The following is a 26,285-nucleotide window of genomic DNA, read 5'->3' on the forward strand; positions in this document are numbered from 1 at the left end:
TTACCTTGTTTTACAGATGCAAAGTTAGGTCAGCAACAAAATCAATCAAATGTTTGATTTTTGGAAAAAGATGTTCAAATGTAAGATTTTAATTTTCGAACTGATGTCTGTACTGTCTAGGGCTTACCTCAAGATGCTTCTTAAAAAAATGAGAAAATGAGTATTGATCACTGAATCCGAGAATAGAGGAAATCTCCGAAACCGGTTTATTGGAAGAGTTTAAGAGTACTTTCGCTTCATTAATGACAATTAAAGCAATGATCTGACTTGCAGATTTTCCTGTAATGGTCTTTACTACAGAAGAAAGATGTCTGGTTGTAATTGACTGCCGTTCGGCGTAGAACTCAACAGTTCTTTCAGTAAGATGATGCTCTGCAAGGTCTGTAAGAAAGACAAATACAATTTCTTCCTGCCTGGACATCTGGTTCATAGAGCTGTTATCCTCCTTGGAAATAATTCCTGCCATCTGATAGCAGAAAACAGAAAAAAGGTGCTCTACCATTTCCTTCTTATAAAGCATTTCGGTATCAGAATCCAGGATATATTTCAGGAAATTGACACTTTTCCATACGACTTCCATTTCATCCTCAGGAAAAGGAACTCCTTTATTCATCTGCTGTCTGAAATATCGGTAAGTAATCAGACGATTAAATTTTAATGATAAGGCAGAAATAAATTCTCTTTTATAAGAAACCATCCTCGACTGAAAATCATCCGTTACTCCCACCACTTCATAAATAGTTTGGGGATCGGTTACCATAAACATGTTGGCAGAAACCTCCAGATCACTAAAGTGCTGGCGGAGTTTTATAGTCCCTGATTTAATAAATATAAATGCAGGATTTTCGGGACGAAACGGTTTACCTACAGCGATTCGCTCGAAAATATTCCGTTCCGTAAAAATATCAACGCCAAATTTTTCCAGGGCAGACATAAGACAAATGTAAGCAATCTTACCAGTGATTACAAAATTTTATTATTTTAGCAGGAATCCAATTTCCCTTTAGTATGAGAAAGGTTGATCTATTATTTGCAGAATACAGTAAAAGCCATAGAAACCCGACCAACAAGTTCATTCACTGGATTTGTGTACCCTTAATTTTCTGGACGATTCTGGGGTTCGCCTCCCTGATTCCTTCCCCTCATTTCTGCGCTTCCTATTTCGGATGTGCCAGTATCGTAAGCCTTATTGTGATTATTCTGATCACCCTTTTCTATATAAGGCTGTCTTTATTGATCGCTGTGATCATGATCGTGATCATGCTCATGATGGAACATTTCATCTATCTGGCCAATATCAGTTTCGGAAGACAATCATGGATGGTTTACCTTTCTGTGTTTATCATCACATGGATTTTTCAGTTTATTGGGCATAAAATTGAAGGAAAAAAGCCTACTTTCCTTAAAGATCTCCAGTTTCTTCTGATAGGACCCATATGGCTTTTAGGCTTTGTTCTTAAAAAGACAGGAATCAGATATTAATCTTCCAGCGCATATACCGCAAAACTGGCCAGCCAGTGATCTCCGCCATAATTCCCCTGGAAAAGCAGTGGCAATCCATTGGCAAGAAATACATCTGCCGTTTTTCTGAAATCCTTTTTCAGCGGATGATTAGCAGGAAGTGCATTTGAGATTCCTTTCATACACCATGCTTTAGAAAAAGATAGTCCTACGAGGTGAACGGTTTGGTAATCGCTCAGATCACTTACCACAGGAATTTTTTCAACATTTTCAAGACTTCTCTTTTCGTAGAAAGCATTCAGCCACTGTACAAATTCTTTTTGAGGAAGCACTCGTCGCATCAGATCTGCAATTTCAAGACTTGGCGAAAAGAAATCGGATCCGTCAGGTTCCAGATAAGCAGGTGTTTTCTGTTCTTTTAAGAAAAAGTATTTCGCCTTTTCTACCAGCTGATTTTCAAACTCCTTATCTTTATTGGCTCTTGCCCAATCGATAGCAAAAGACATCGCAAATGCCGTGTTAGGGTGAACTCCGGTTCTGTTGGGATAGGTTTGCTTCGGAAGATAGGTTTTCCAGGATTTCAGGATCTGATCTGTCAGCGGTTTCAGATTCTGATGCCATATTTTGGCTCTCGGATGATCCCAGGTTGTGAGTTCTTCATCCAGCTTTAAAATCCACGCCCAGCCATAGGTTCTTTCAAAAGTTCCCGTCAGCTGATATTTTGTAAAGTAATCCGCTTCTGTCTGAAGTTTTTCTTTTTGAAATGATTCATCCAGAATTTTTTCAATCTCTTTGGCATTGGAGAGATTGGGTTTCGTTTTCAAAAGTCTTGTCAGCATCCAATGCCCATGAACAGAGCTATGCCAGTCGAAACATCCATAAAAACTAGGGTGAAGATCTTTTGGAGTCAAAGGAACTTCGCCTGCGTTATTGATGATATGGGCAGTTTTATTAGGATATTCCTGGTTGATACAATGAAGAGGTTTGTCGGATAATTTCATTGCCATTTCGTCTGTAAGTTTCGGAGCTTCCTGGGCATACATCAGAAATGGAGAAAATGCGAATGCTAAAAGACTTTTTTTCATGAATTAAAAATAGAAATTATTTACCAGTCTCAGCAATTTTCAGATTGGTTTTACAGCGAATTATTTTTAAATTTTAATCAATCTTACCTTATAATCATTTTTTGAGCACACTTTTTGATCATACTTATAAAAAACTAACTAACTTATGAAAAAAATTATTTTCCTGTTATCAGGTCTTATTCTGATCAACTGCAGCAAACCAGGCGGCGAAAAACACGAAGCGAAAGCCGACCTGATGGAAGTTATAACCGAGGATAAAGCGCCTTCTTCCGCAGCTTCCTATTCACCAATTTCTGTTTCCGAAAAGCTGGTATCTGATGAAAATGGAACCAACAAAGATGTTCACTCCTCAAAGAAAACAGATACAATCTCCAAAAAAATCATCAAAAACGGAGATATGAAAATTCAGGTGGGCGATATACAAAAAGCACAGAGCCAGGTCAATGAAATCATCAGGAAAAACAGTGCTTATATCCAGAAAGAAGAATTTCAAAATACGGATATGGATGATAATCTTAATCTGATTATCCGTGTACCTCATAAAAACTTTGATGCATTGATTAACTCTTTTTCAGATGGCGTTGGAACCGTTTTGTCTAAAAACATTTCATCCAATGACGTTACTGAAGAATATACTGATGTCGCGATAAAGCTGGCCAACAAAAAGATATATCTTGAAAAATACCGAGATATGCTTAAAAGTGCTGCTACCACAAAAGATATGCTGGAGATCCAGGAAAATATCCGTGAACTGGAAGATGAGATTGATGTGGCCGAAGGCAGACTTCGTTTTATTGATGACCGGGTAAATTACAGTACTCTGAATTTGAATTTATACAAAGAAAAAGTGAGAAGTTCAGCCACTTCAAAAATAGGTTTTGGAAGCCGTTTTGTAGATTCGGTAACGGAAGGCTGGAACAGTTTTGTAAGCTTTATGCTTGGAATCATTTCTCTGTGGCCTTTCTTTTTGCTTATTCCTGTTATTATTTTTATTTGGAGGAAATGGAGATCAAAGAAAAAGGATTAAAATTAACTTATTAAAAATCCGGGCATCGAAGATGCCCGGATTTTCACTGCATTATCTACAATTTAACTATTAAAATATTCTTTTACTGTTTCGAGGACCTTTTCATCTGCCATTTTCTGTGAGGTTCCCAATGTAATTTTCAAATCTCTGAACTGAGCCGTATCATGAAGGAAGTGCTTAAGCTCCTCTTGTGTTACACCCGGTCCTGTAATATACACTTCCTGAGAATTGGTCAGTAACTTTTCAATTTCTTTAAAAAACTTGTTTCTGTTGGTAATTTCAGCATTATTTCCTGCATTTTCACTGGAGTTTCCATGCTGTATCTCTGCTTTCACCGGTTTGCAAAGGATAAATTCAGAAACATTTTGTGCATCGTGATTCCTGGCTACAATGGCTTTCTCTGTATCAATCCAGATTCCTGCTAATTTTTTATCAGACATAATCATATAATTTTAAGTGATGAATACTAAAAAACAAGAATAATGCAATAGTCTTGTTAAGGGCTGTTAAATATTTTTATAAATTCTGCCAAAAAAGCCGTCCACAAAATAAGGACGGCTTTTTTAATGTTTCAGATCGTTTTTGTTATTTTCTGATGGTTTTAGTACTATTTTTTCCGTCCTTATAAAGAATTTTCACAAAATAGATTCCGGATTGAAGACGGCTGATGTTCATACTGTTTTTATCGGGATTCATAAAAGTCATGATCTGAAGTCCGTGAGGGGTAATGACATCTACCCTGCTTATTTCAGCATAATACGTTTCCGGTGCAAAATTGATCATATGTTCGGATACAATTACTGAAAGATCATTTTCTTTATTGGTAAGAGCTGATGCCTGACAGTTCTGTCCTTCATTGCAGTCGCTTACAATTTTCCAGACAGCATTATTTCCCGGTGTTTCCCCCGGATTTGCGTACCATTTGTTTTCCCAGATTTTGCAGGTATAGAAAACCTTTGTTCCTGTAGTTGAATACGTTTTCGCAGGGTTATATTCCTGTGCGCCACAATAGGTAACCGCACCGCCTGATTCACAGCCTGTCCCTTCAGTACATGTACTTATTTCCTCCCATACCATATTGATTCCAGGCATTTCTCCCGGATTTGCGTACCATTTGTTTTTCCAGATTTTACAGGAGTAAAAAACTTTCGTTCCGGCTGCAGGATAAGCATTGGCAGCATTATACTGCTCTGCTCCACAGTAGGTCTGGCCATTTCCTGATGTAATTTTTTTTGTTCTGACTTTTAATTCATTACTTACATCAGAAAGCTGATCGTTCATTGCAACAGATTTTACCGTATAAGAATATTCTGTGTCCTGTGTCAATCCGGTTCGTAAAAAGCTTGTTTGTACAGTCTCTCCTACTTTGATTCCATTCTCAAATACCTGGTAATTTTTGATTCCCTGCGAATGGGTGGAAGCTGTCCACATTAATGAAACAGAGTTTTCAGTAACTGCCATTGAATGCAGGTTGGAGGGTGCTGTAGGCTTTTCAGGAGTGCCTTCACTGTTTGTCTTTACATTGAGTGGCGCACTTTTCGCTGAAGTAAGCCCTGAAGATCCCTTCGCCTGTATTTCATAGGTATATGTCGTATTGGCTGTTAAACCAGTATCCTGGAATGTAGCCGTAGTTACCTGCTGAATGTTTTGTCCGTTGCGGAAAACGTTATAGGATACCGCGTCAGACTGTGCATTCCAGCTTATTTTGGCAGAAGTGCTTGTTATTCCTACCTGTGCTAAGCCTGTCGGGGTGGCAGGTGCAGAAACTCCTGTTCCGGCGGTTACGTTAACATCAATTACATTATAAAATGCATTGGTGGTATCTGCTACATCCCAGACCGCTAAAATAATATGATAGCCGCTACGGTTTGCAGGAACGGTAATCTGATGAGAAACATTATCCTGCGGAGGTGTCCCATTATGTGCAACAGTTCCAATCAGCTCAAGATCCTGACGGGAAAGAGGTTGATTGGGATTCCAGCCCTGCTTTGTCATATAATAATGCCATTTTGCTGTCGCATGATACGCCGAATATTTCCAGATAAAGGCATTCACACCCGTGGAAATATTGGTTTTCTTCCAACGGTCGGCAGTCTGGATATCCAGTGTAGTGTCTCCACCGATGCTTCCATTAGCAGAGGCGATCTTTCCATCTGCAGGACCCGCCGCAGGAAACCCTTTTGGGGCTTCAAGAGATCCAGGTTCATTAATAACAGATCCATAGATACTAAATGCAGCAGAATAACCTAGTGCAGCCTTATCAAGGCTTCCCTGATATCCTCTGGAGGCAGGACTCAGTACATATCCGTGCGCAGACAGATGAATTAAAGATGGTACCAGCATTGCCAGCATCAGCAATAGCGCAAAAAAAAATTTACTTGTTTTCATAACTAAATATTTTGGTGTTATTGATCAATCTTCTGTAAAACTATTTTCTGAAAACCTTTCCCTCGATATAACTAAAGAAATGGAAAAGAAAACAGCTTTAATTCATTAAATAATTTGAATTGTAGAATTTTTAATAAAAAGACAAATTAAACTAAATGAATTAGTCAATATTTCATATTAAAACATAAAATTACCATTCATAACATCTTATCCTTAACATATAATCACAAAATGTTAAAACATAAAGATACAAAAAAAACATAATTAATCACACTTTATTGAAATATTTTTTATATGAATTGATTGACAACAGAGGGTAGAGAGAAAATGGGAATATAAAATGATATCAGTTATATAATTTGTAAGCAGTACTGAAAACTATTTAATAAAAAAGCTGAAAGAATTGATCATTCTTTCAGCCAGTAGATTATATTCACAAAGAATCCGGGTTATTTCCCAAGTACGAAGACTGCAGGAATTTTATGAAGTTCCGGCTTTTGTTTCTGCCAGTCTTTTATGGTTTTTGTTTTGATGAATTCGTGTTCCGGATCGTTGATATTAGCTGCAATACAAAGCTTTGTATTCGGTGACAAAAACTTACACAAATCTTCAAACAGCTGGTTATTCCGGTAAGGTGTTTCCATGAAAATCTGAGAATATCCTGTTTTCTGTACAAGACTTTCCAGGTTCATGATCTGTTTCTTTTTCTCCCCTTTTTCAATGGGAAGATAGCCGTGGAAAGTAAATTCCTGTCCATTAAAACCACTGGAAATCAAAGCAAGAATAATAGATGAAGGCCCCGAAATCGGGATCACTCTGATGTTTTTCTCATGACACCATTTCACCATCAGATTTCCCGGATCTGCAATACATGGTAATCCTGCTTCTGACAGCAATCCGAAGTCCTGCCCTTTAAGCATCAGCTCCTGAGCTTCTTTAATATCTGCGTTTTCCGTGTATTTATCTAACAAAAACAACTTCAGATCAGACTGCTTTTTTTCAGGAGCAAAAAATTTCACAACCTTTCGGGCAGTTTTCTCATTTTCCACAAAGAAATAATCTGTCTGCATGATATAATCCTTCACAACAGGTGAAAAGTGGTTGATAGAAGTATTTTCTGATAAGTAAGCAGGGAGTAAAAAAAGCATTGTATTATTTTTTAGTTCTTTTTAAGTGAAGGTGTTGGAAATATTCAGCATGTTCATGCTCATTATTTTGATAATTGATTTTTGATAGCTTCACAACCTTTATCCAAAAGCTGGAAAACCTTTTCAAAATCGTTCATATCGCCCCAATAAGGATCCGGCACTTCAGCATTTTTGTGATCTCCCAATACCTCTAAAAACAAGGATACTTTCTGACGTTCTTCTTCATTTTTAGTTTTAGAAACAACATCTCCGAGTACATCAACATCCATACAGTAGATCTTATCAAAGGTTTCAAAATCTTTCCTGGTGATAGGTCTTGATCTTTGCTGCGATATATCAATATGATGATTAGCTGCAGTCTTAATGGCTCTTTTATCCGGATGTTCGCCTTCATGCATTGAAATAGTTCCGGCAGAATCTACCCAATAATGATCCGGTAGTTTCGTTTTCATAATTCCTTCCGCCAATGGACTTCTGCATATATTTCCCAGACAAACCATTAAAATTTTCATATCCTGTTTTTTTAAAAAAGTCTTTTGCTACGACAAAACTAAATAAAAAATGAAGAATAAAACTATCCTTCATTTTAATTTATGTAAGCTCAACCTTATTTATTGTTTGATTCTTTCAGTAAGGTCTTTTACGTATTTCTTGATTTCTTTATCGATTTTCGAAACATCTTTGATCGTATCACAAGCATACATTACTGTAGAGTGATCTTTTCCTCCCATTTCCTCACCAATCTTAGTAAATGTAGAATTGGTAAACTCTTTGGAGAAGTACATCGCAAGCTGTCGTGGTAATGCAATCTCTCTTTTTCTTGTTTTTGAAAGCAGCTGCTCTTTTTTGATTCCAAAATAATCACAAACCACTTCCTGAATGTAAGGAATATTGATAACTTTCTTCTGGTTAGCTGCAATTCTGTTGATGGTTTCTTTAAGCAACTCAAGACTAAGGTCTCTTTTATATACTGTAGAGTAAGCAATCACTGAGTTGATAACCCCGATAAGTTCTCTTACATTTGTTTTGGCTTCAGCAGCAAGGAAGTCAAGCATATCGCCAGGAAGAACAATTCCGTCTCTGCTTAGCTTATCTTCAATGATCTGTCTTCTTGTAGATAGATCCGGAGATTTGATTTCTGCAGAAAGCCCCCATTTGAAACGGGAAACAATTCTGTCCTGGATATCCATAATATCTGCAGGAGCCTTATCTGAAGTAAGGATAATCTGTTTTCCATTCTGATGCAGATGATCAAAAATATGGAAGAAACTGTCCTGTGTTGCCGATTTTCCGGATAGGAACTGAATATCATCAATAATCAGTACATCTACCATTTGATAGAAATTCGCAAACTCAGTCTGCTTATGAGCCTTTGCCGCAGAGATAAACTGCTGGATAAACTTTTCAGAAGACAGATAAAGAACTACTTTATCAGGAAACTGATTTTTTACTTCAAGACCAACAGCCTGTCCCAGGTGGGTTTTTCCAACTCCATAACCTCCATATAGGAATAACGGGTTGAAAGCTGTTGCTCCAGGTCTTTTGGCAATGGATCTGGCTACAGTGGCTGCAAATTTATTGCTTTCTCCTTCTACATAACTATCAAACGAATAGTCAGGCTTCAGGTTAGAATCTATGTTTACTTTTCTAATTCCGGGAACGACAAACGGGTTTACAATATTAGCAGAAAAACCTTGCGGCATTGTTTCCTGTGTTTTCGGAGTAGGAACGCTTTGTCCCTTGATGTTCATGGTAACAGGTTTTTCTTCACCTTTTGGCCTGTTTTCCATCACAGAATACCATAATTTAACTCCTTTTCCAATATTTTTCTTCAGGGCAGCAGAAAGTAAGGACAGGTAATTATCCTCTATATATTCCTTGTAAAAATCACTCGGCACGATCAACGTAAGGTTGTTGGCCACCAATGAAAGCGGCTGAACCTTATCGAATAGCATATCGAAAGATTTTTCAAGTTTTTTAAGGTCAGAATTGTCTTCAGCAGCGTTCAGGTTATCGCGCATAAACTGAAGGCATTTCTGCCATATCATCATTAAATTGTCATCCATTTTTTAAGCCCCGATTATTCTTTGTTTGTACTGTGTTTAGAAGGAAGACAAAGGTCCAATTTTTTCTTTTCAAAAAAAAATATTGCAGGTATTGATTATTTAAAAATATATTTGTATGTATAATTTAACACCTAAAATGATACACACAACACACTCAATACGAGTACGTTACGCAGAAACAGATCCAATGAAATACGTATACTACGGAAACTATGCAACGTACTTCGAAGTAGCGAGAGTTGAACTCTTCAGAAGCATAGGAATTTCATACGATGAAATTGAAAACCAAGGAATTTGGCTTCCCGTTTCGGACTACAAAATTAAATATATCCGACCTGCTTTGTATGACCAAAAATTAGAAATCCATACTTATGTTAAAAAAATTCCGGGGGTAAGGATCGAGTTTGAATATGAAATTTACAATGAAGAGCATATTAAAATAACAGAAGCTTCCACTACTCTATTCTTTTTAGATTCAAAAACCAACAAAGTGATCAGGTGTCCGGATTTTCTGATGGAACTGATTGAGAAGAACTGGAAAGGATAGGTAGCAGGTAGTAGGTTGCAGGAATTAGGGAGATACCCGACAAAATATCGGGTAGAGGTTTTGTAAAGGTGAAGGGTGAATTTTCAATAGAGTTAAAATATCTATCTCAAATTATCCGGTCACAAAATAAACCCGCAACTCGTAACCCGTAACCCGTAACCCGCAACTAAAAACATTACACTTTAAACTCTACACCCTCTCTGTTTATGAATTAATTCGCACCTTTGTACCATTATTTTAATCATCCCTTATATATTACACTATGAAGATTGCATTTTTGGGACCTCATGCCAGTTTTACCCAGCTCGCTACAGCACAGCTTTTCCCTGATGACGAAATAGTACCGCAAGCCAGTATTCTGGATTGTTTTAATGCCGTTGAAAACGGAGAGGTAGTGAAAGCAGTAGTGCCTTTGGAAAACTCAATCGAAGGAACCGTATCGATGACGCTGGATTATTTATATAAGACTCCGTCTATTAAGATAGAAGCAGAAGCAGTAATGCCTATTGCACATCATCTGATGATTCATCCGGAAAATTCTGTTGAGACTATTGAAAGAATATATTCTCACCCACAGGCTCTCGCACAGAGCTTCCATTTTCTGGACACTCATTACAAAGAGATTCCGAAACAGGATTTTTCCTCCACTGCAGCGGCCGCAAAATTTGTTTCCGAGAATCCGGAGACTCTTATTGCCGCCGTAGCCAATCAGTTTGCTGCCAATTTATATGGCTTAAAAATTGTGAACCGTAATATTCAGGATTTTGAACAAAACCATACCCGGTTTATCATTATTTCCAAAGAACAGAACAAGTATCAAAATGATCAACTGGAAACACTGGGTGAGAAATCAGGAATGCTCATCACGCTTCCGGAAGATCATCCCGGAGGTTTACATCAGGTTCTATCGGTTTTTGCATGGAGAAAAATGAATCTTAGCAAAATAGAATCCAGAACCTTAAAAACAGGTTTGGGAAATTATTTCTTTTTTATCAATGTTGAAGGACCATGGGAGGAGGTTTTGCATGAAAATGCACTCAAAGAGCTCGAATCAATCAACGCTAATGTAGATTTTCTTGGGAATTATAAAGAATTCCTGTTGGAAAGCTAGAAAAAAAACAAATAAATCTGTTCAAAAACACTGTCGTTAAGGCAGTGTTTTTTTTATTCTATTAAAAAATATCAAATTCAAAAAAACTTTTATGATAAATTCTATGAATAGCACCCTTCTGTTTTAATCAACAAATAACCCACACAACAGGGAGAATTATCTTTTAACAAAACACTGATAAACAATACATTAAATTAAAAATAAATATAATAAGTCGTAACTAAATTATGTCAAAATATTAACTAAAATACAAACATATGTTTAAATATATTACATCATAATAATGTTAATTTTAAAGATTTCACAATGCAGGGTATAATTTTTGTTGTATATTTGCTTAGCAACTAATTTAAAAATCTTGATCATGAAAACTAAACTTTACAGCTTAATGTTAGCATGTGCAGCGTTACCATTATTCTCACAGGTGGGTATCAATACACCAAACCCATCTGCAACCCTAGATGTTAATGGAACCTTGAAAGTTCGTGATACCCCTGCAGCTACATCCCTACCCGGATATCAGATTTTAGGAATTAATCAGGGAACCACTCAGGTATTCTCAGTTGACCCGTCATTAATAACTGCAGCTGCCGGAACCAACACTTCTGTTTATTCTGCGAAAAAAACAACTGGTATAACCCTTTTGAACTTAGGTGTTTTGCCTTCTGATTACCAGCCTGTCAGCTTTGTACAAGCCGACAGAACTATAGGAACCGCTGCGTTATTTACCAATGCTGATGGTTCTTATAATATTCCTTCTACGGGAGTATATGCGGTTGGGTTTGCATTCAGATATGGTACAGGTTTACAGGCTTCCTTATTGTCTGGAGCACCTGGTATTGCTATTGCAAGAACGAGATCTGCAGTAACCACTTTGATAGACACTCGTCCATTCAGTGGAGTTAATCTTGCATTAGCAGTTAACTTAACACTTTCCGATTCCAGCATTAATTCTTTGTATTCATTCCAGGCGGGTGACAAAGTTTCTTTCGGACTTGTAGATTCCGGTGTTATTACGGCAGGATTATTAGGATCCAGTATTGCATCATTCTACATTTACAAAGTATCAAACTAGTAAAAACATATTGTTAGTTATCTATACCATTTAACCCATCGCTTATACCGCGATGGGTTAATTTTTAAATAGCATTTGAAACATTTCTTTATATTTGATAAAAACTAATGAAATGAATGAGTTTGTTGCAGTTATCATCTTTATCATTATCTTCATCATTTTCAATAATCTGAACACCAAAATCAGAAAATTGGAAAAGGAGATTTCAGATCTTCATTATAAAATCAACGAGACTGCTCAGGCTCAGACAGAAGTAATTCATAAGACAACCTCAACGGAAGATAGTTTGATTCCGCAGCAAGAGCAACCTCAGCATGAAGATATACAATACAGTGAAAAAAGCGAAAAAACCTCAACACCAGTTCAAAAAGACTGGCTTGCTCCTGTTTCTGATTTTTTAAAACAAAATGTTCTTACCATTATCGGTATTTTTACCCTTGTTCTCGGAATTGGTTATTTTGTAAAGTATGCCATTGATAAAAACTGGATTGGTGAAGCAGCAAGAGCGGGAATCGGTTTTTGTACCGGAGCAGGAATCATCATCACCGGACATTTTCTTAGAAAAAATTACCCGGCTTTTTCTTCCATCATTACAGGAGGCGGTATTGCTGTTCTGTATTTCACAGCCACCATTGCCTTTCGTGAATATCATCTGTTTACCCAAAATACAGCTTTTATTATAACGGCACTGATTACCGCAGCCTCTATTATCCTGTCCTATTACTATAAAAGTGAAGTATTGATTATATTTTCACTGATAGGAGGTTTTGCAGCTCCTTTCATGATCAGTACAGGACAAAGTAATTATCTTTTCCTTTTTATTTATATTACTCTTTTAAATACGGGAATGCTGGCAGCCTCTTTTCTGCAGCACTGGAAAAGTGTGGGATGGACAGCTTATATTTTTACAACAGGCTACCTTTTATTCTGGACCCATGAAAGCCCGGAGCTTTTAAGCATTACTTTTTATCTGATCAGTTATGCGATTTTCTACATTTTTGCTCTGTATGATTACTTCAGAAGAAATATCCTTTCAACCTCTGATATTTTAATACTTGCTCTCGCTAATTTTTCAAGTATTCTGGGGCTTCTTTACATTTTTGATACATTAAAATATGAACCCCCGATTGTTTTCCCGCTTATTTTTGCTGCTGTAAATGCTATTTTACTTTTCAGAGAATATACCCGCAAAAGCTTTGGAGTAGCTTACTCTGTATTTGCAGGGCTTGTTACCAGCCTTATAACCATTGCGATTGCTATTCAGTTTAAAACGCATCTCATCACCAGCATCTGGGCCATAGAAACCACCCTCCTTCTTTTTATCTGGAAAAAAACAGGTCATAAGATTTTCAAAACTTTCTTTTATATCCTGTTTCCATTGGTGATGATCGCCCAGCTTATAACCTGGACTGAATATTTTGGAACAAAAGATTTCAATATCATATTCAATCCTCCATTCATCACCAGTTCCTTTACTATTGTTTCCATCATGATTAATCTGTATTTGCTAAGGAATACCGTGAAAGAGACACAGGAAAAAAGCAATAACTTTTTTGAAGATCTTATTACCTTGATCAGTTATGGGGTTATCTATATTACTTTTCTTCTTGAAATCACTTATCATATTTCGGGAATGCCATGGTCAGCCATTACCAGCACAGGACTTTTATTCAGTATTTATTATATTTTTATTTTATTGCTTTTCAGAAAACTGCTGAGCATCAGAAATGATGTTCAAAACCTACTGATTTATCTGTTTTTTTTCCTGATCGTAATAAATACATCGGTTTCGACTCTTCCGGTTGTGACCGCTGTCTTAACAAAAAAGCTCCATTTAAGTTTTTATTTCCTTCATCTACTGCAATGGATTCCTTTTATATATATAGGATACAGAATTATTCCTACTTCAGCGTTTCATAAGCAAAAGATTTCTTACTGGATACAGGCTCTGGCACTAATCATTTCTGTAAGCTGCGAGCTGCATCATTCTTATATTTTAATGGTTTCCAATGATCTCCCGCATTCTTATAAAGCAAGTGAACATTTCAATATTCTTTATCTGCCTGTTATCTGGACAATTCTTGCCAGCATTTTTATTTATACCGGTTTGAAAAAGAATATTCAGGAATATAACAAGATTGGCTTTGCGTTGGTTGGCCTGATGGTATTGAAACTTTATGGTTATGATGTATGGCAAATGGATAATATCTCAAGAATCAGTGCCTTTATTGCTCTCGGGGTTATTTTATTATTAAGCTCTTTTACTTTCCAGCGACTGAAAAATATGATCAGAAATATGGTAGATAAAAAGGATAAAAAAGATGAAAGCACAGACTGATAATCAGAAAAAAAGTTTTTATTTATAAATAGAATGTAAAACAATTCAAGATTTTATTCAGATTTTATAAAAAATAACTATATTTATCACGTTTTTAACAGTTACATATTCCAATTATGAAAAAACTATTCTATTCTTTTTTACTTCTATCCTCTGCTACTTTATTGGCCCAGCAAAAAAATCCTGCTGTAAAGTTTGCAGTGGCTGACAATGCCATTGGGACAGTAGAATTGTTCAATACAAAAAAGAACGTATTACAGGTTTCTAAAGTATACAATACTCCAGCGAGTCTTCCCCAAAGCTTAAAAAAATACAGTTCTGTTTTTACAAAAGGCGTAACTGAATATAAGTTTAAAAACGGAGAAAATGTACTTGACAGAATGACGTTATCCAATATGAATGCACAATACAATATTCCGGCAGATAACCCTGTATTTATTGAAGGATATGAATTTACGGACACCAATACTTTGATATATCCTGAGATTAAGAAAAAAGCTGAAACAAAAGATTACAACGGTAAGAAAACATTGTTTATTTACACTACCGAATAATTTGATTTTTTGAAACATTAAGATCGTATTAAGCTGTTAAGATTATTAAGATAAGCTTCGCTTTAACTTAAAATCAGCATGTTTTATCTTAACTATACTTTAATTCTTCAGTCTCCTTAATGGTTTAAAAATATTTACCACCATTTTCACTTTATAATAGCTGAAATGTTATAGGTTAAAAAAACCGATTTAATATAAAAAGGATGCCGTTTTTTCAGCATCCTTTTTCAATTCTAATATTTATTATTCCATTTTTTCTTGAGCTCTTCATAGATTTTCTTCTCAGTAGAATTATTTCCCGGCTCATATAGTTTCACATTTCGGATTTCTTCCGGAAGAAAATCCTGTTCTACAAAGTTTCCTTCATAGGAATGAGCGTACTTGTATTCTTTTCCATAATCCAGGTCTTTCATCAGTTTGGTAGGAGCATTTCTCAAATGAAGGGGAACAGGCAGGTTTCCCGTCTGTTTTACCAAAGCCAGAGCCTCATTGATGGCCATATACGCAGAATTGCTTTTAGGGGAAACCGCAAGATACACCGCTGTTTCGCTCAAGATAATCCTTGCCTCAGGATTACCGATCACATTGATCGCCTGAAAACAATTATTGGCAACTACCAAAGCATTGGGGTTAGCCAGCCCTACATCCTCAGCAGCTAAAATCAGCATTCTCCTTGCAATGAACTTAATATCTTCTCCCCCGGCAATCATTCTTGCCAGCCAATACACCGCTCCGTTCGGATCACCTCCACGCATAGACTTGATAAAAGCTGAGATGATATCATAATGCTGCTCTCCGTTTTTATCATACAAAGCCATCGTTTCCTGAAGAACTTCAAGAACATCAGAATTCAGGATTTCCGTTGTACCCGAATTTTTATATTGGTTCAAAACCAGTTCTACGGAATTGATCAGTTTTCTGGCATCACCACCGGAATACTGAATGAAAGCTTCTTTTTCAAGGATTTTAAAATCTGTTCCTTCATCTTTATTGTATCTGTCTGATGCGATATCAATCAGTTCTTCCAGTTTTTCATAGCTCAAAGCTTTTAAAACATAGATCTGGCTTCTTGAAAGCAGTGCTGAAACCACCTCAAAACTTGGATTCTCCGTGGTGGCGCCAATCAAAACAATCCAACCTTTTTCTACCGCATGCAATAATGAATCCTGCTGCGACTTATTAAACCTGTGGATCTCGTCAATAAACAAGATCGGTGATTTTCCGGAAAATAAGTTCTGCTTTTTGGCATCTTCAATTACATCGCGCACATCTTTCACCCCGGAAGAAACTGCAGAAAGCTTATAAAACTTTCTCCCCGACTGCTCAGAGATAATTTCAGCAAGTGTTGTTTTCCCCGTGCCTGGAGGCCCCCAGAATATCAGCGAATTCAGGGTATTGTTTTCAATCATCTTTCTGATTGTTCCTTTGTCGCCGGTAAGGTGCTCCTGCCCCAGAACATCGTTCAGGGTTTTGGGTCTTAATTTTTCAGCTAATGGGATATTTTGATTCAAAGTAATTCTATTTTTTAAGATCAATGTCCCGGATTTCCGATCTCCGAAACTTATAACAAAATTAAACTAATTTTCATTTTTTTACCCTATTTTTGCATTGTTTTGAAACTTACATTCAATAAAATCATTACATTTCCGCTGGTAATTTTGATCAAATTTTACCAATGGTTCATCTCGCCCTTACTTCCCAAAAACTGCCGTTACGAACCTACCTGTTCCCACTATATGATTGAGTCGCTTCAGGTACATGGTGTTTTTAAAGGTTTCTGGCTGGGATTTAAAAGAATTTTAAGATGCCATCCCTGGGGAGGAAGCGGTTATGATCCTGTTCCCCCCAAACATAAATGTCAATAATCAAACTATTAAATCAATAGAAAAATGAATACTATCTTTTTCAGAATTTATCTTGTGCTGTTTGCGTTCATCACGCAGCTTCTTTTTGCACAGGAATACCCTGGAGGTTTATCTGACGGAACTTTAGATATCAATGGAAGTAATGTTCCTGTAAAAATCTATTCTACCACAGAGATGGGAGACCTTACAGCTTTTCCGGACAGAGAATCAGACAAGAACCAGTCTTTCGTTGTGATTCTTAATGAATCCAATTTTGAACCTGCTTATTACAATTATGGGGCTTCCACTTTAGCAAAGTATAAGGATTCCAGGTATCAGTTTTTTGATAAAAACTTTAAGTTGATTGATACTGGTGTTACCAAAGAAAATATCACCACTTTTAAATATGCAGTAAAGACTGTAAAACCTATCACTGATTCTGATAAAGTAGAACTCAAGACTTCATTTAAAATCTGGGATCCTTCAAAAGGTATTCACATCGGATCATTTACGCTTCACTTTTATAGTTTGATGTTTGTTTTTGCCTTTGGATTCGGATATGTTTTGATGACGAGAATCTTTAAGATTGATAATGTGAACCAGAAATACCTAGAACCTCTGTTCACATGGACATTGATAGGGACTATTCTGGGAGCAAGATTAGGACATGTTATCTTTTATCAGCCGGAACTATTTAAAGAGGATTTCTGGAGTGTATTTTTACCGATAAGCACAAAAAACGGTTTAAAATTCACAGGTTTTTCAGGACTGGCGAGCCACGGTGCTACGATTGCCCTGATCTTTACCACGCTTTATTATTCATTTAAAATCATTAAGAAAAACCCTTTTTGGGTATATGACAGACTAGGTATTGTCGTAGCTTTAGGAGGAGCGTTTGTAAGAATGGGGAATTTTTTCAATTCTGAAATCGTTGGTAAACCAGCTGACCCGAATTCTCCGTTTGCTTTGCTTTTCCCACAACAAAGCAGTGAGTATGGTCTTACTGTACCCCGTTACCCAAGCCAGTTATTTGAAGCAGTAGGATATGTTCTTCTCTTCATTTTACTATGGATATTGTACAGAAAAACAAATAAAAAATACCAGCAGGGATGGTTATTCGGTCTGTTTTTCATCATTCTTTGGGCGATCAGGTTCTTTGTTGAGTTTCTTAAGGAGCCACAGGGAGATGAATTCATCCAGATTGGCGGTCTGAATACAGGTCAGGTTCTTTCGATTCCTTTTATGATTGCAGGTGTTGTCATCATGATCGTTTCCAAGAAATTTAAGATCACTGAGGCAGAAAACGAAAAACCGGAATAAGCCATTTAAGCTGAAAAATAAAAAGGCAAATTTGTAGAAATACAGATTTGCCTTTTTTATTAGCTGTTTACTTACAGATTTCTCTCCGCCTTTCTGTTCAGTTCTTCGAAAACAGACCCAAAGGCATCAATGACATCAGTAGGCAGCATCGATTCTTTTGAATGTTTTTCTGAAGCAATATCGGCCGCTCTGCCATGCAGCCATACCCCAAGAATACAAGTCTCCTCTTCAGAGTACTTCTGAGCCAGAAGCGAAGTGAGAATTCCGGTAAGAATATCTCCGCTTCCTCCTTTCGCAAGACCTGCATTTCCGGTTATATTATAGAATACTTTTCCCTGCGGAGTAACAACCTGGGTATGGTGGTCTTTAAGGACAATATAAAGATCAAGTTCTTTTGCCTTTTTCCTTGCCAGTTCAAGTCTTTCAAAAGAATTATCTGTACTTCCGAAAAGTCTTTCAAACTCTTTCGGATGAGGAGTTATGATTGATTTTTTGGGAATGAGTTTCAAATTTTTTGGATCATTTGAAATAATATTCAATGCATCTGCATCGAGAACCAATGGCTGAGAATAGTTTTTAAGAAAACTCAAAAAGCCTTTCTCTGTACCGGAATGCGTTCCCAAACCAGGACCGGCACCACAGGTAACATCTTTGTCCATTTCAAAATTTGTGATAAACTGCTCCCCTCCTTTTATAAACATAGCTTCGGGGCATGAGGTCTGCAAAATATTGTATCCGCATTCCGGAGCGAGTGTAAAGGTCAGCCCTGCTCCGGTTTTGAGAGCTGATCGTGTTGCCAGCACTGCCGCTCCTATTTTTCCATAGCTTCCTCCTATGATGGCTGCCTTACCATAACTGCCTTTATGGGAAAATTCCTGTCTTGGAATAAATATCGATCCCACCAGCTGATCATCAATTACAGAGTAATCAGAATCAGTTGTATCTGCGTATATTTTGCTTAAATCAATATCCAGCTGTACTACTTTTCCGGTATATTTCCCTGTTTCAGGATGAAGGAAGGTTCTTTTCCAACATTGAAAGGTCAGTGTATAATCAGCTTTCAGAATAACCGGATTATTATCAAACATTTCATCTGCAGACAATCCGGAAGGAATATCGATGGATATTTTACTATTTTTTTTGCTGTTCAATTGTTCAACAAGCTTTTTATAATCACCTTCCAACGGTCTGGATAATCCCGTTCCGAAAAGGGCATCTACAATAATGGTTTTCTCATCAAAATTATACTGTTCTTCGGGATCAAATTTTCTGACTGAAATTCCCGACAAATCGCGGAGTCTTTTCAGGTTAACAGAAGCATCTTCTGAAAATTTCCTTTTGGAATCGCTAACAAATACATCTACATCAAAACCTTTCAGATAAAGTAGCCTTGCGACAGCCAGGCCGTCACCTCCGTTATTTCCGTTACCACAAAATACAGCCAGTTTTTTATGGTTTTTACAGTGTTCCGAAATCCAATGAGTAGCAGCCATTGAAGCTCTTTCCATTAATTGAATAGAAGAAACCGGCTCATGGGAAATCGTAAACTGATCCCAGCTTCGTATCTGTTCTGCGGTGAAAATTTTCATAGGTGAAACAAACTTTTAAGCAAATTACAAAAGATTTTTCATTATGCTATCACCTCATTAATAAAAATAAAAAGTCATCATTAATGGCATAATGTATTGTTACAATGCTGAAATATTAATTAAAACTGTTAGCAGGAAATGAGCGTAAATTTCAATATTTTGGGAATAAAAAACGATTAAACGTAGTGTTTTTTACATTTTTTAATTATATTTTTGTGTATATACTAATTAAAAAAATATAAATTATGGGATTTGTAAAAGAATTTAAAGAGTTTGCCTTTAAGGGCAATGTTCTCGATCTTGCTGTCGGTGTGATCATTGGGGCAGCATTTGGTAAAATTGTTTCCTCATTAGTGGAAGATGTAATCACTCCTCTTATACTCAACCCGGCATTGAAAGCCGCCGGTGCAGAAAACATTGCAAAACTTTCTTGGAATGGCGTTGCTTACGGAAATTTCCTTTCAGCAGTAATCAGTTTCCTTTGTATTGCGATGGTTCTTTTCTGGATCATTAAATTCGCCAATAAAGTAAACAAAAAAGAGGCTCCAGCTCCTGCCGGACCTACAGAAGATCAAAAATTACTGATGGAGATCAGAGATTTGCTGAAAAGCAAAAATATCTAATCTTTTAAACAACAGTTTTAAAAATAAAAAAGCACTCCGGTCTAAGGCTGGAGTGCTTTATTTATGATCATTTTCAACTTATTGAATCTGTAAGATACTTGAAATCTGCTCTGCCAGGGAAAGCCCTATTCTATCCTGCGCTTCAAGAGTAGAAGCTCCCGTGTGAGGGGTAAGAGAAATTTTAGGGTGAGTAAGGATCTCTTTGGATGGTGTGGGTTCATTAATGAAAACATCCAAACCGGCAAATCGTACTTTACCCGAATCCAAAGCCTGAATTAAAGCTGCTTCATCAATAACTCCACCTCTTGAACAGTTGACAACAGCTACTCCGTCTTTCATTATTTCAAACTCATCCTTTCCGATCATATAACCGTCCTTCTGTGCAGGAACGTGTAAAGTAATGAAGTCTGAATGTTTTAAAACATCCTGTAACGGCTCTGTTTCGATATCAACATTGATGAACTGGTTGTTGTAAAATTTCACTTTGATACTTGCTCTTCCGACGTTATTATCAGCAGCAATCACTCTCATCCCAAGTCCTAAAGCAATTCTTGCCACTTCCTGGCCGATTCTTCCCATTCCTACAATACCGATGGTTTTTCCTCTCAGTTCGATACCTGCAGCATATGCTTTTTTAAGACCTGCAAATTCTGTATCTCCTACAACAGGCATTTTTCTGTTAGAATCCTGAAGAAATCTCGCCCCGGAAAACAAATGGGCGAAAACAAGCTCAGCCACAGATTCCGATGATGCTGAAGGAGTGTTGATCACATGAATCCCTTTTTCTCTTGCATAATCTACGTCAATATTATCCATACCAACACCTCCTCTTCCAATAATGTCGATGGACGGACATCCATCAATAATATCTTTTCTTACCTGTGTGGCACTTCTCACCAATAATGTGCGGATTTTGTGCTCATTAATATAATCTACTAAAAATTCCTGGGGAACTTTTGTAGTAATCACCTCAAAGCCTTTTTCTGTCAATGCATCTATTCCAGATTGATCCAGGCCGTCGTTTGCTAAAACTTTCATAAAATATCAAGTATATTAAAAAATGAAAGATTTAAAAATTAAAGGTACTGGTTCACATTTAATCTTTAAATCTTTGAATTATATTTTTATTCGCCGTCTTCTTTGAATACCTCAATGGTCACTTGTTTTTCTACCAAATCCGTAAATCTTCCTTTGTATCTTGTAGCTCTTACCAGGTGGTTGTCTATCCAGTGATAATTTCCTCCTCTTGGTTTTCCGCAAAGCACGCTGTGGTATTTGAAGCCATGCTTATCCAGCCAGTCGATCGTAATTTGTTTCAGATTTTCGGTTCTTGAAGTAAAAAAGCAGATCTGATGTCCTTCGTCATACCATCTGTTGATCGTTTCCAGAGCATCCGGGTAGGGTTCGCAGGTAACCATTCTTTCCGGCTCTTCATTGGGAACGTCATCGGTAATGGTTCCGTCGATATCTATTAAGTAATTTTTTATTCCATCCTTTAGAATAGGACTAATGTGTTCAATGTATTCTAATTCCATTACTAAATATTAAAAAACAAAGTTAGCGTTTTTACAATTATCAGGCATATTAATCTTGCTTTACATTAATATTTTACTATAAAAACTGGTTTTCAAAGAATAATATCAATATTTTATCAACCATTCAAGCCGAATTAGTTAAAAATTTTCATTTCACATTTTATTTTTACATCATAAAGTGGAGATCTGAAAAGCAACTACTCAGTGAATGGACAAATTTACCTGCCAGTCTTTTCTGACTTCCTCAATTTCATTGCCATGATTACAAAAAGCATGATGTTTATCTAAAAATTTCCAAAATACATTTATTACTCTTACATTTGTAGGAATGGAAGAATATGTTGTTTTAGTAAATCCTGAAGATGAGGTTTTAGGACTGATGGAAAAGCAGCAGGCTCACATCAATGGCCTGTTACACCGTGCTTTTTCTGTATTTCTTTTCAACAGTAAAGGAGAAATGCTTCTTCAGAAAAGAGCTTCAGGAAAATATCATTCTCCTAACCAATGGACCAATGCGGTATGCTCACACCCACGTGACGGGGAAACTTATCAGCAAGGAGCGGTACGCAGACTAAAGGAAGAACTGGGAATTGAAGCAGAGCTTTCAGAAAAATTCAATTTTATTTACAAGGCAGACGTAGGCGGTGGTCTTTGGGAACACGAGCTTGATCATGTATTTGTGGGAAATCATGAAACTGATTTCAATTTGAATAAGGAAGAAGTGGAAGAAGTAAGATTCATTTCCATGGAAGATCTGGATAAGGAAATTTCTGAACATCCTGAAAACTTTACGGAATGGTTTAAAATCATCCTCGAAGAATATAAACACCATTTTTAACGATGAAAAAAATATTGCTTTTTTCTGCACTTTTGATGGGAAGTCTGTTTTTTGCCCAAAAAGCAAAGGTCTATGAAAATTCCAATTATTCTATTAATGTTCCTGAAGGCTGGAAATCTACCAACGACAGTGAAATTGTTAATATTTTTCCTACCAGCCAGATAGGCGCGGTTACCATTTCGGAATATCATGATCTTCCCCTTCCCAAAGAGGAGGTAAAAAAATTTATGCTGGCACTTTATCAATCACAAGACCCGGAGGATAAAGTAAAAGAAAAAAAGAGCCAGAAAGGATATACAGAATATTCTTATGAGCATTTCGATGAAAAAGAGAAGCTGTTCTGGGTAACCAAAGCTTTTCAAAAAGATAAAAACTTATATTTGGTTTCCATCAACTGTGGCCAGAAATACTGGAACGGAAACTATATGACCCTATTCAATGAGACTTTTAACAGTTTTAAAATAAAGAAATAAAAATTAAATATGAAGAAAACAGCCTTGTACGACAAACATGTTTCTTTGGGAGCTAAGATCGTACCTTTCGCAGGTTTTGAAATGCCTGTTCAATATTCAGGGGTTACAGAGGAGCATTTTGCAGTAAGAGAAAAAGCAGGCTTATTTGATGTTTCCCACATGGGACAGTTTTTCATCGAAGGGCCGGGTTCAAAAGACCTTTTGCAGTATGTAACTACCAATAATGTGGATGCACTTGAAAACGGAAAAGCTCAATATTCCTGCCTTCCGAACGAAAACGGCGGAATTGTAGATGACCTTATCGTTTACAAAATGGAAGATGACAAATATTTTGTAGTAGTCAACGCATCCAACATCGACAAAGACTGGAATCATATTTCAAAATACAATACTTTCGGGGCTAAAATGACCAATGCTTCTGATGAGATGTCATTATTGGCAGTTCAGGGGCCTAAAGCTACTGAAATTCTTCAAAAGCTTACGGACGTAAATCTTTCAGAAATTCCTTACTATCATTTTACTGTAGGAACTGTTGCCGGAGAAAATGATGTGATTATTTCAAACACAGGATACACAGGAAGCGGTGGTTTTGAGATTTATTTCAATAACGGAAGTGCTGAAAAACTTTGGGATGCCGTAATGGAAGCTGGTAAAGAAGAAGGAATTATTCCTTGCGGATTGGCTGCCAGAGATACTTTAAGATTAGAAAAAGGATTCTGCCTGTACGGAAACGATATCGATGATACAACGTCTCCGATTGAAGCCGGTTTAGGATGGATCACTAAATTTGATAAAGACTTTGTTTCCAAAGATGTTTTCGCAAAACAGAAAGAAGAAGGAGTTACAAGAAAATTAGTTGGCTTCGAACTGACAGACAAAGGAGTTCCAAGACATGACTATCCTGTGGTGGATGCTGAAGGAAACGTGATTGGAAAAGTAACTTCAGGGACACAGTCTCCAATGAAAAAAGTAGGATTAGGTCTTGCTTACGTAGACAAACCTCACTTCAAATTAGGATCTGAAATCTTTATTCAGGTAAGAAACAAGAACATTCCTGCAAAAGTGGTGAAAGCTCCTTTTGTATAATTGAAAAAAAATAGTAAAAAGAGGCTGTGAACAAATCACAGCCTCTTTTGGGTTTATATCCAAACCTTATAGGTTTTAAAAACCTATAAGGTTTATTATTTGCAAAATTAGTTTCCAGTTAAATTTATTCATTTACCCCAAAGAACTTCTGCAGTTCTTCAACATTTTTTTTGTCATTACCCACGAAAATCTCTTTATCTGTAATAAAAACAGGTCTTTTCAGGAAAGTATAGTGGTCCAGCAGCAATTCTTTAAAATCTTTTTCTGTCAAAGACTTTACATCCAGTCCTCTCAGTTTGATCTGAGTAGATTTTTTACTGAATAATGCTTCGTACGATTTTGTTTTCTTATGCATTTCTGCCAATTCCTCTTTCGTGATGGGCTCTTTTTTAATTTCGCGAAGTTCCCAGTCAGTAAGATCAAATTGAGATAAAATTTTTCTGCAGGTATCACATGTATTGAGATAAAATACTTTCTTCATTACGTTTTCTAAATCTGTTGTTGGTTAAAATTCCCTTTCATTGAAAGTTTCGTCTTTCAAAAGTAGGATTTAATCCAAAAATTTGGAAATTATTAAATAACTTTATTCAAATTTTATAAAGATGCAGAACAAGCCTATTACTTTTCAGTTTATTTCGGAGCCTTCAGATGTTAATTACGGAGGAAATGTACATGGAGGAAGTGTTATGAAATGGATTGATCAGGCCGGTTATGCATGCGCGACAACCTGGAGTGGTAATTATTCTGTTACAGTCTATGTTGGTGGAATCCGTTTTTATGATCCCATCAAAATCGGGGAAGTAGTAAAAGTAGATGCCCAGGTGATCTATACCGGAACTTCAAGCATGCATATCGCCATCAATGTTTTTTCAAGAAATTTAAAACAGCCCAACTTTGAGAAGAAAACACATTGTATTATCGTATTTGTAGCTGTGGATGAAAATGGAAAAAAACTCCCTGTTCCAAAATGGACACCGGAAACAGAGGAAGAAAAACAGCTTGAAATGTATGCCAAACGCCTGATGGAGCTGAGAACGCAGATTGAAGATGAAATGAAACCTTTTTTGTAAGAACAGATTTCGGGATGCGAGATTTAAGGTTCAAAGTTTAAAGTTCAAGGTTTAAGGTTTAAGGTTTAAGGTTTAAGATTTTGGGAAACCAGTAACAAAAAACAACCAATCACATGATATGAAAAGTTTTTTTACTTTAACAGCATTGCTTGTAATAGCTTTGGTGCAGTCTCAGACACACCGGTTTATTTATGAGCTTCAGTATAAAATGGATTCTACCGAGGCTGGATATGAAAAAGTGAATATGATCCTGGATATCACCCCGAAGGAGGTAAAATTCTATGGAAAAGATCTCGCCATCAGAGACTCACTGAATAAAAAATTCGGAACGAACTTCAGCTATACTGATATGACCGGACAGGTGGTTAAAAGAAAGATCAATTCTTTTGATAATGAAAATTTCATCAATATTAAAAATGGATATTATACATTTAAAACAACGGATAAGATCAATTGGACGATTGCTGATGAGATAAAAAAGGTAGAAAACTATACTTTACAAAAAGCAACTACAAAATTTGGAGGGAGAAGCTGGACGGCCTGGTTCTGTAAAGACATTCCATTTAATGAAGGACCATTTAAACTGCGTGGATTACCTGGTTTAATCTTTGAGCTATCAGATGCTAAGAAAAATTTCATATATACTCTCGTTAAAAGCAGAGAACTTCCGGAAGTCTCCTCTACTTCAGATTTCCTGGAATCCAGCTTTGGCAATAAGGCAATCTCTATTAACGAAAAGCAAAAACATAAGCTGCTTATGGAGTTTTATAATGATCCTTTTGCTTTTGAAAGAAATAATATCAGCAAATCCAATAATGACCTTAGAATTAATATCAACGGAAAGGAAATTCATAATGTGGATGAACTGAATACCCAGGCCAAAAGCATGCAGGAGGTCATCAGAAAATACAACAATCCGATTGAAATTGATAAGGCGATGCATTATCCGGTATATTAAAGCTATGGTTATTTTAAGTTTGGGCTCCTATGTTTGCAAAAGAATAAATTTACATACAAAGCAAAAGGGGTGAGAGAACAGTTTTGGCTAAATAACTCAGGAAGTATATTGTGCTTTAGAAATGTCCTCACTTCTTTATTCCTTTTAGA

27 protein-coding genes are annotated in these 26,285 nt (G+C 36.6%); 15 read left to right on the forward strand and 12 right to left on the reverse strand.

The window, feature by feature from the left end:
• Positions 1-88: 88 nt before the first annotated feature.
• Positions 89-934: a helix-turn-helix domain-containing protein gene (locus tag LIV57_RS05405; protein ID WP_227941758.1), complete on the reverse strand. Its 846-nt coding sequence runs from the start codon at positions 932-934 to the stop codon at positions 89-91.
• Positions 935-1,008: 74 nt separating this feature from the next.
• Here LIV57_RS05405 and LIV57_RS05410 point away from each other — a divergent pair, with 74 nt between their 5' ends.
• The gene (locus LIV57_RS05410) at positions 1,009-1,482 is read left to right on the forward strand and encodes a DUF962 domain-containing protein (protein ID WP_227941759.1); all 474 of its coding nucleotides are present in this window, start codon (positions 1,009-1,011) and stop codon (positions 1,480-1,482) included.
• Here the strand turns inward: LIV57_RS05410 and LIV57_RS05415 are convergent.
• Positions 1,479-2,546: a DUF2891 domain-containing protein gene (locus LIV57_RS05415; RefSeq protein ID WP_227941760.1), complete on the reverse strand. Its 1,068-nt coding sequence runs from the start codon at positions 2,544-2,546 to the stop codon at positions 1,479-1,481. The two genes, LIV57_RS05410 and LIV57_RS05415, sit on opposite strands and share 4 nt — an antisense overlap.
• 145 nt (positions 2,547-2,691) lie before the next feature.
• Here LIV57_RS05415 and LIV57_RS05420 point away from each other — a divergent pair, with 145 nt between their 5' ends.
• The gene (locus LIV57_RS05420; protein ID WP_227941761.1) at positions 2,692-3,573 is read left to right on the forward strand and encodes a DUF4349 domain-containing protein; all 882 of its coding nucleotides are present in this window, start codon (positions 2,692-2,694) and stop codon (positions 3,571-3,573) included.
• Positions 3,574-3,635: 62 nt separating this feature from the next.
• Here LIV57_RS05420 and LIV57_RS05425 read toward each other — a convergent pair whose 3' ends face one another.
• From LIV57_RS05425 to dnaA, 5 genes are all read right to left on the reverse strand, one after another.
• Entirely contained in the window at positions 3,636-4,013 is a 378-nt protein-coding gene (locus LIV57_RS05425) for a hypothetical protein (protein WP_110009374.1), read from the reverse strand.
• Positions 4,014-4,158: 145 nt separating this feature from the next.
• Positions 4,159-5,961 (reverse strand): lytic polysaccharide monooxygenase, encoded by a 1,803-nt coding sequence (locus tag LIV57_RS05430; RefSeq protein ID WP_227941762.1) that lies wholly within the window; start codon positions 5,959-5,961, stop codon positions 4,159-4,161.
• Positions 5,962-6,410: 449 nt separating this feature from the next.
• Positions 6,411-7,109: an SAM-dependent methyltransferase gene (locus LIV57_RS05435; protein WP_227941763.1), complete on the reverse strand. Its 699-nt coding sequence runs from the start codon at positions 7,107-7,109 to the stop codon at positions 6,411-6,413.
• A gap of 62 nt (positions 7,110-7,171) precedes the next feature.
• Complete coding sequence (locus LIV57_RS05440; RefSeq protein WP_227941764.1) at positions 7,172-7,621, reverse strand: low molecular weight protein-tyrosine-phosphatase; 450 nt, start codon at positions 7,619-7,621, stop codon at positions 7,172-7,174.
• Between the two features lie 99 nt (positions 7,622-7,720).
• On the reverse strand, positions 7,721-9,175 hold the full coding sequence (gene dnaA, locus LIV57_RS05445; protein WP_002980474.1) for a chromosomal replication initiator protein DnaA: 1,455 nt from the start codon (positions 9,173-9,175) through the stop codon (positions 7,721-7,723).
• Positions 9,176-9,311: 136 nt separating this feature from the next.
• Between dnaA and LIV57_RS05450 the strand changes: the two genes are divergently transcribed.
• From LIV57_RS05450 to LIV57_RS05470, 5 genes are all read left to right on the forward strand, one after another.
• Entirely contained in the window at positions 9,312-9,722 is a 411-nt protein-coding gene (locus LIV57_RS05450) for an acyl-CoA thioesterase (RefSeq protein WP_202844268.1), read from the forward strand.
• A 262-nt stretch (positions 9,723-9,984) separates the two neighbouring features.
• On the forward strand, positions 9,985-10,833 hold the full coding sequence (pheA, locus tag LIV57_RS05455; RefSeq protein WP_227941765.1) for a prephenate dehydratase: 849 nt from the start codon (positions 9,985-9,987) through the stop codon (positions 10,831-10,833).
• A 364-nt stretch (positions 10,834-11,197) separates the two neighbouring features.
• Positions 11,198-11,908, forward strand: a complete 711-nt coding sequence (locus LIV57_RS05460) for a hypothetical protein (RefSeq protein WP_227941766.1) — start codon at positions 11,198-11,200, stop codon at positions 11,906-11,908.
• 112 nt (positions 11,909-12,020) lie between these two features.
• Positions 12,021-14,246 carry a DUF2339 domain-containing protein gene (locus tag LIV57_RS05465; RefSeq protein ID WP_227941767.1) on the forward strand — a complete coding sequence of 742 codons (2,226 nt, stop codon included), beginning with the start codon at positions 12,021-12,023 and terminating at the stop codon, positions 14,244-14,246.
• Positions 14,247-14,362: 116 nt separating this feature from the next.
• Entirely contained in the window at positions 14,363-14,800 is a 438-nt protein-coding gene (locus LIV57_RS05470; RefSeq protein WP_227941768.1) for a hypothetical protein, read from the forward strand.
• A gap of 233 nt (positions 14,801-15,033) precedes the next feature.
• Here the strand turns inward: LIV57_RS05470 and LIV57_RS05475 are convergent, their stop codons facing one another.
• The gene (locus LIV57_RS05475) at positions 15,034-16,311 is read right to left on the reverse strand and encodes a replication-associated recombination protein A (protein ID WP_227941769.1); all 1,278 of its coding nucleotides are present in this window, start codon (positions 16,309-16,311) and stop codon (positions 15,034-15,036) included.
• A gap of 102 nt (positions 16,312-16,413) precedes the next feature.
• Between LIV57_RS05475 and yidD the strand changes: the two genes are divergently transcribed.
• Together yidD and lgt are read left to right on the forward strand one after the other, a co-directional pair.
• On the forward strand, positions 16,414-16,665 hold the full coding sequence (gene yidD / locus LIV57_RS05480; RefSeq protein ID WP_034695943.1) for a membrane protein insertion efficiency factor YidD: 252 nt from the start codon (positions 16,414-16,416) through the stop codon (positions 16,663-16,665).
• A 450-nt stretch (positions 16,666-17,115) separates the two neighbouring features.
• Positions 17,116-17,964, forward strand: a complete 849-nt coding sequence (gene lgt, locus LIV57_RS05485; protein WP_227941783.1) for a prolipoprotein diacylglyceryl transferase — start codon at positions 17,116-17,118, stop codon at positions 17,962-17,964.
• 71 nt (positions 17,965-18,035) lie between these two features.
• On the opposite strand, the gene LIV57_RS05490 is transcribed toward lgt, so the two are convergent.
• The gene (locus LIV57_RS05490) at positions 18,036-19,553 is read right to left on the reverse strand and encodes an NAD(P)H-hydrate dehydratase (protein WP_227941770.1); all 1,518 of its coding nucleotides are present in this window, start codon (positions 19,551-19,553) and stop codon (positions 18,036-18,038) included.
• Between the two features lie 245 nt (positions 19,554-19,798).
• Here LIV57_RS05490 and mscL point away from each other — a divergent pair, with 245 nt between their 5' ends.
• The gene (gene mscL / locus LIV57_RS05495; RefSeq protein WP_002980494.1) at positions 19,799-20,176 is read left to right on the forward strand and encodes a large conductance mechanosensitive channel protein MscL; all 378 of its coding nucleotides are present in this window, start codon (positions 19,799-19,801) and stop codon (positions 20,174-20,176) included.
• A 78-nt stretch (positions 20,177-20,254) separates the two neighbouring features.
• Here mscL and LIV57_RS05500 read toward each other — a convergent pair whose 3' ends face one another.
• Both LIV57_RS05500 and LIV57_RS05505 read right to left on the reverse strand, forming a co-directional pair.
• On the reverse strand, positions 20,255-21,214 hold the full coding sequence (locus tag LIV57_RS05500; RefSeq protein WP_227941771.1) for a D-2-hydroxyacid dehydrogenase: 960 nt from the start codon (positions 21,212-21,214) through the stop codon (positions 20,255-20,257).
• A gap of 86 nt (positions 21,215-21,300) precedes the next feature.
• Positions 21,301-21,711: a phosphoheptose isomerase gene (locus LIV57_RS05505; RefSeq protein WP_002980498.1), complete on the reverse strand. Its 411-nt coding sequence runs from the start codon at positions 21,709-21,711 to the stop codon at positions 21,301-21,303.
• Positions 21,712-22,039: 328 nt separating this feature from the next.
• Between LIV57_RS05505 and idi the strand changes: the two genes are divergently transcribed.
• From idi to gcvT, 3 genes are read left to right on the forward strand one after another with little or no spacing between them, the layout of a single operon-like run.
• Positions 22,040-22,549, forward strand: coding sequence for an isopentenyl-diphosphate Delta-isomerase (gene idi / locus LIV57_RS05510; RefSeq protein WP_227941772.1), 510 nt, complete (start codon positions 22,040-22,042; stop codon positions 22,547-22,549).
• Between the two features lie 2 nt (positions 22,550-22,551).
• On the forward strand, positions 22,552-23,022 hold the full coding sequence (locus tag LIV57_RS05515; RefSeq protein ID WP_227941773.1) for a hypothetical protein: 471 nt from the start codon (positions 22,552-22,554) through the stop codon (positions 23,020-23,022).
• Between the two features lie 9 nt (positions 23,023-23,031).
• Positions 23,032-24,108, forward strand: a complete 1,077-nt coding sequence (gene gcvT, locus LIV57_RS05520) for a glycine cleavage system aminomethyltransferase GcvT (RefSeq protein WP_120230545.1) — start codon at positions 23,032-23,034, stop codon at positions 24,106-24,108.
• Positions 24,109-24,232: 124 nt separating this feature from the next.
• Here the strand turns inward: gcvT and LIV57_RS05525 are convergent, their stop codons facing one another.
• Complete coding sequence (locus LIV57_RS05525) at positions 24,233-24,589, reverse strand: arsenate reductase family protein (RefSeq protein WP_227941774.1); 357 nt, start codon at positions 24,587-24,589, stop codon at positions 24,233-24,235.
• Positions 24,590-24,710: 121 nt separating this feature from the next.
• Here LIV57_RS05525 and LIV57_RS05530 point away from each other — a divergent pair, with 121 nt between their 5' ends.
• Positions 24,711-25,178 (forward strand): acyl-CoA thioesterase, encoded by a 468-nt coding sequence (locus tag LIV57_RS05530; protein ID WP_002980508.1) that lies wholly within the window; start codon positions 24,711-24,713, stop codon positions 25,176-25,178.
• Between the two features lie 118 nt (positions 25,179-25,296).
• Positions 25,297-26,136, forward strand: a complete 840-nt coding sequence (locus LIV57_RS05535; protein WP_227941775.1) for a GLPGLI family protein — start codon at positions 25,297-25,299, stop codon at positions 26,134-26,136.
• Positions 26,137-26,285: the final 149 nt, after the last annotated feature.

Source organism: Chryseobacterium sp. X308, assembly GCF_020733145.1.
Classification (GTDB): Bacteria; Bacteroidota; Bacteroidia; order Flavobacteriales; family Weeksellaceae; genus Chryseobacterium; species Chryseobacterium cupriresistens.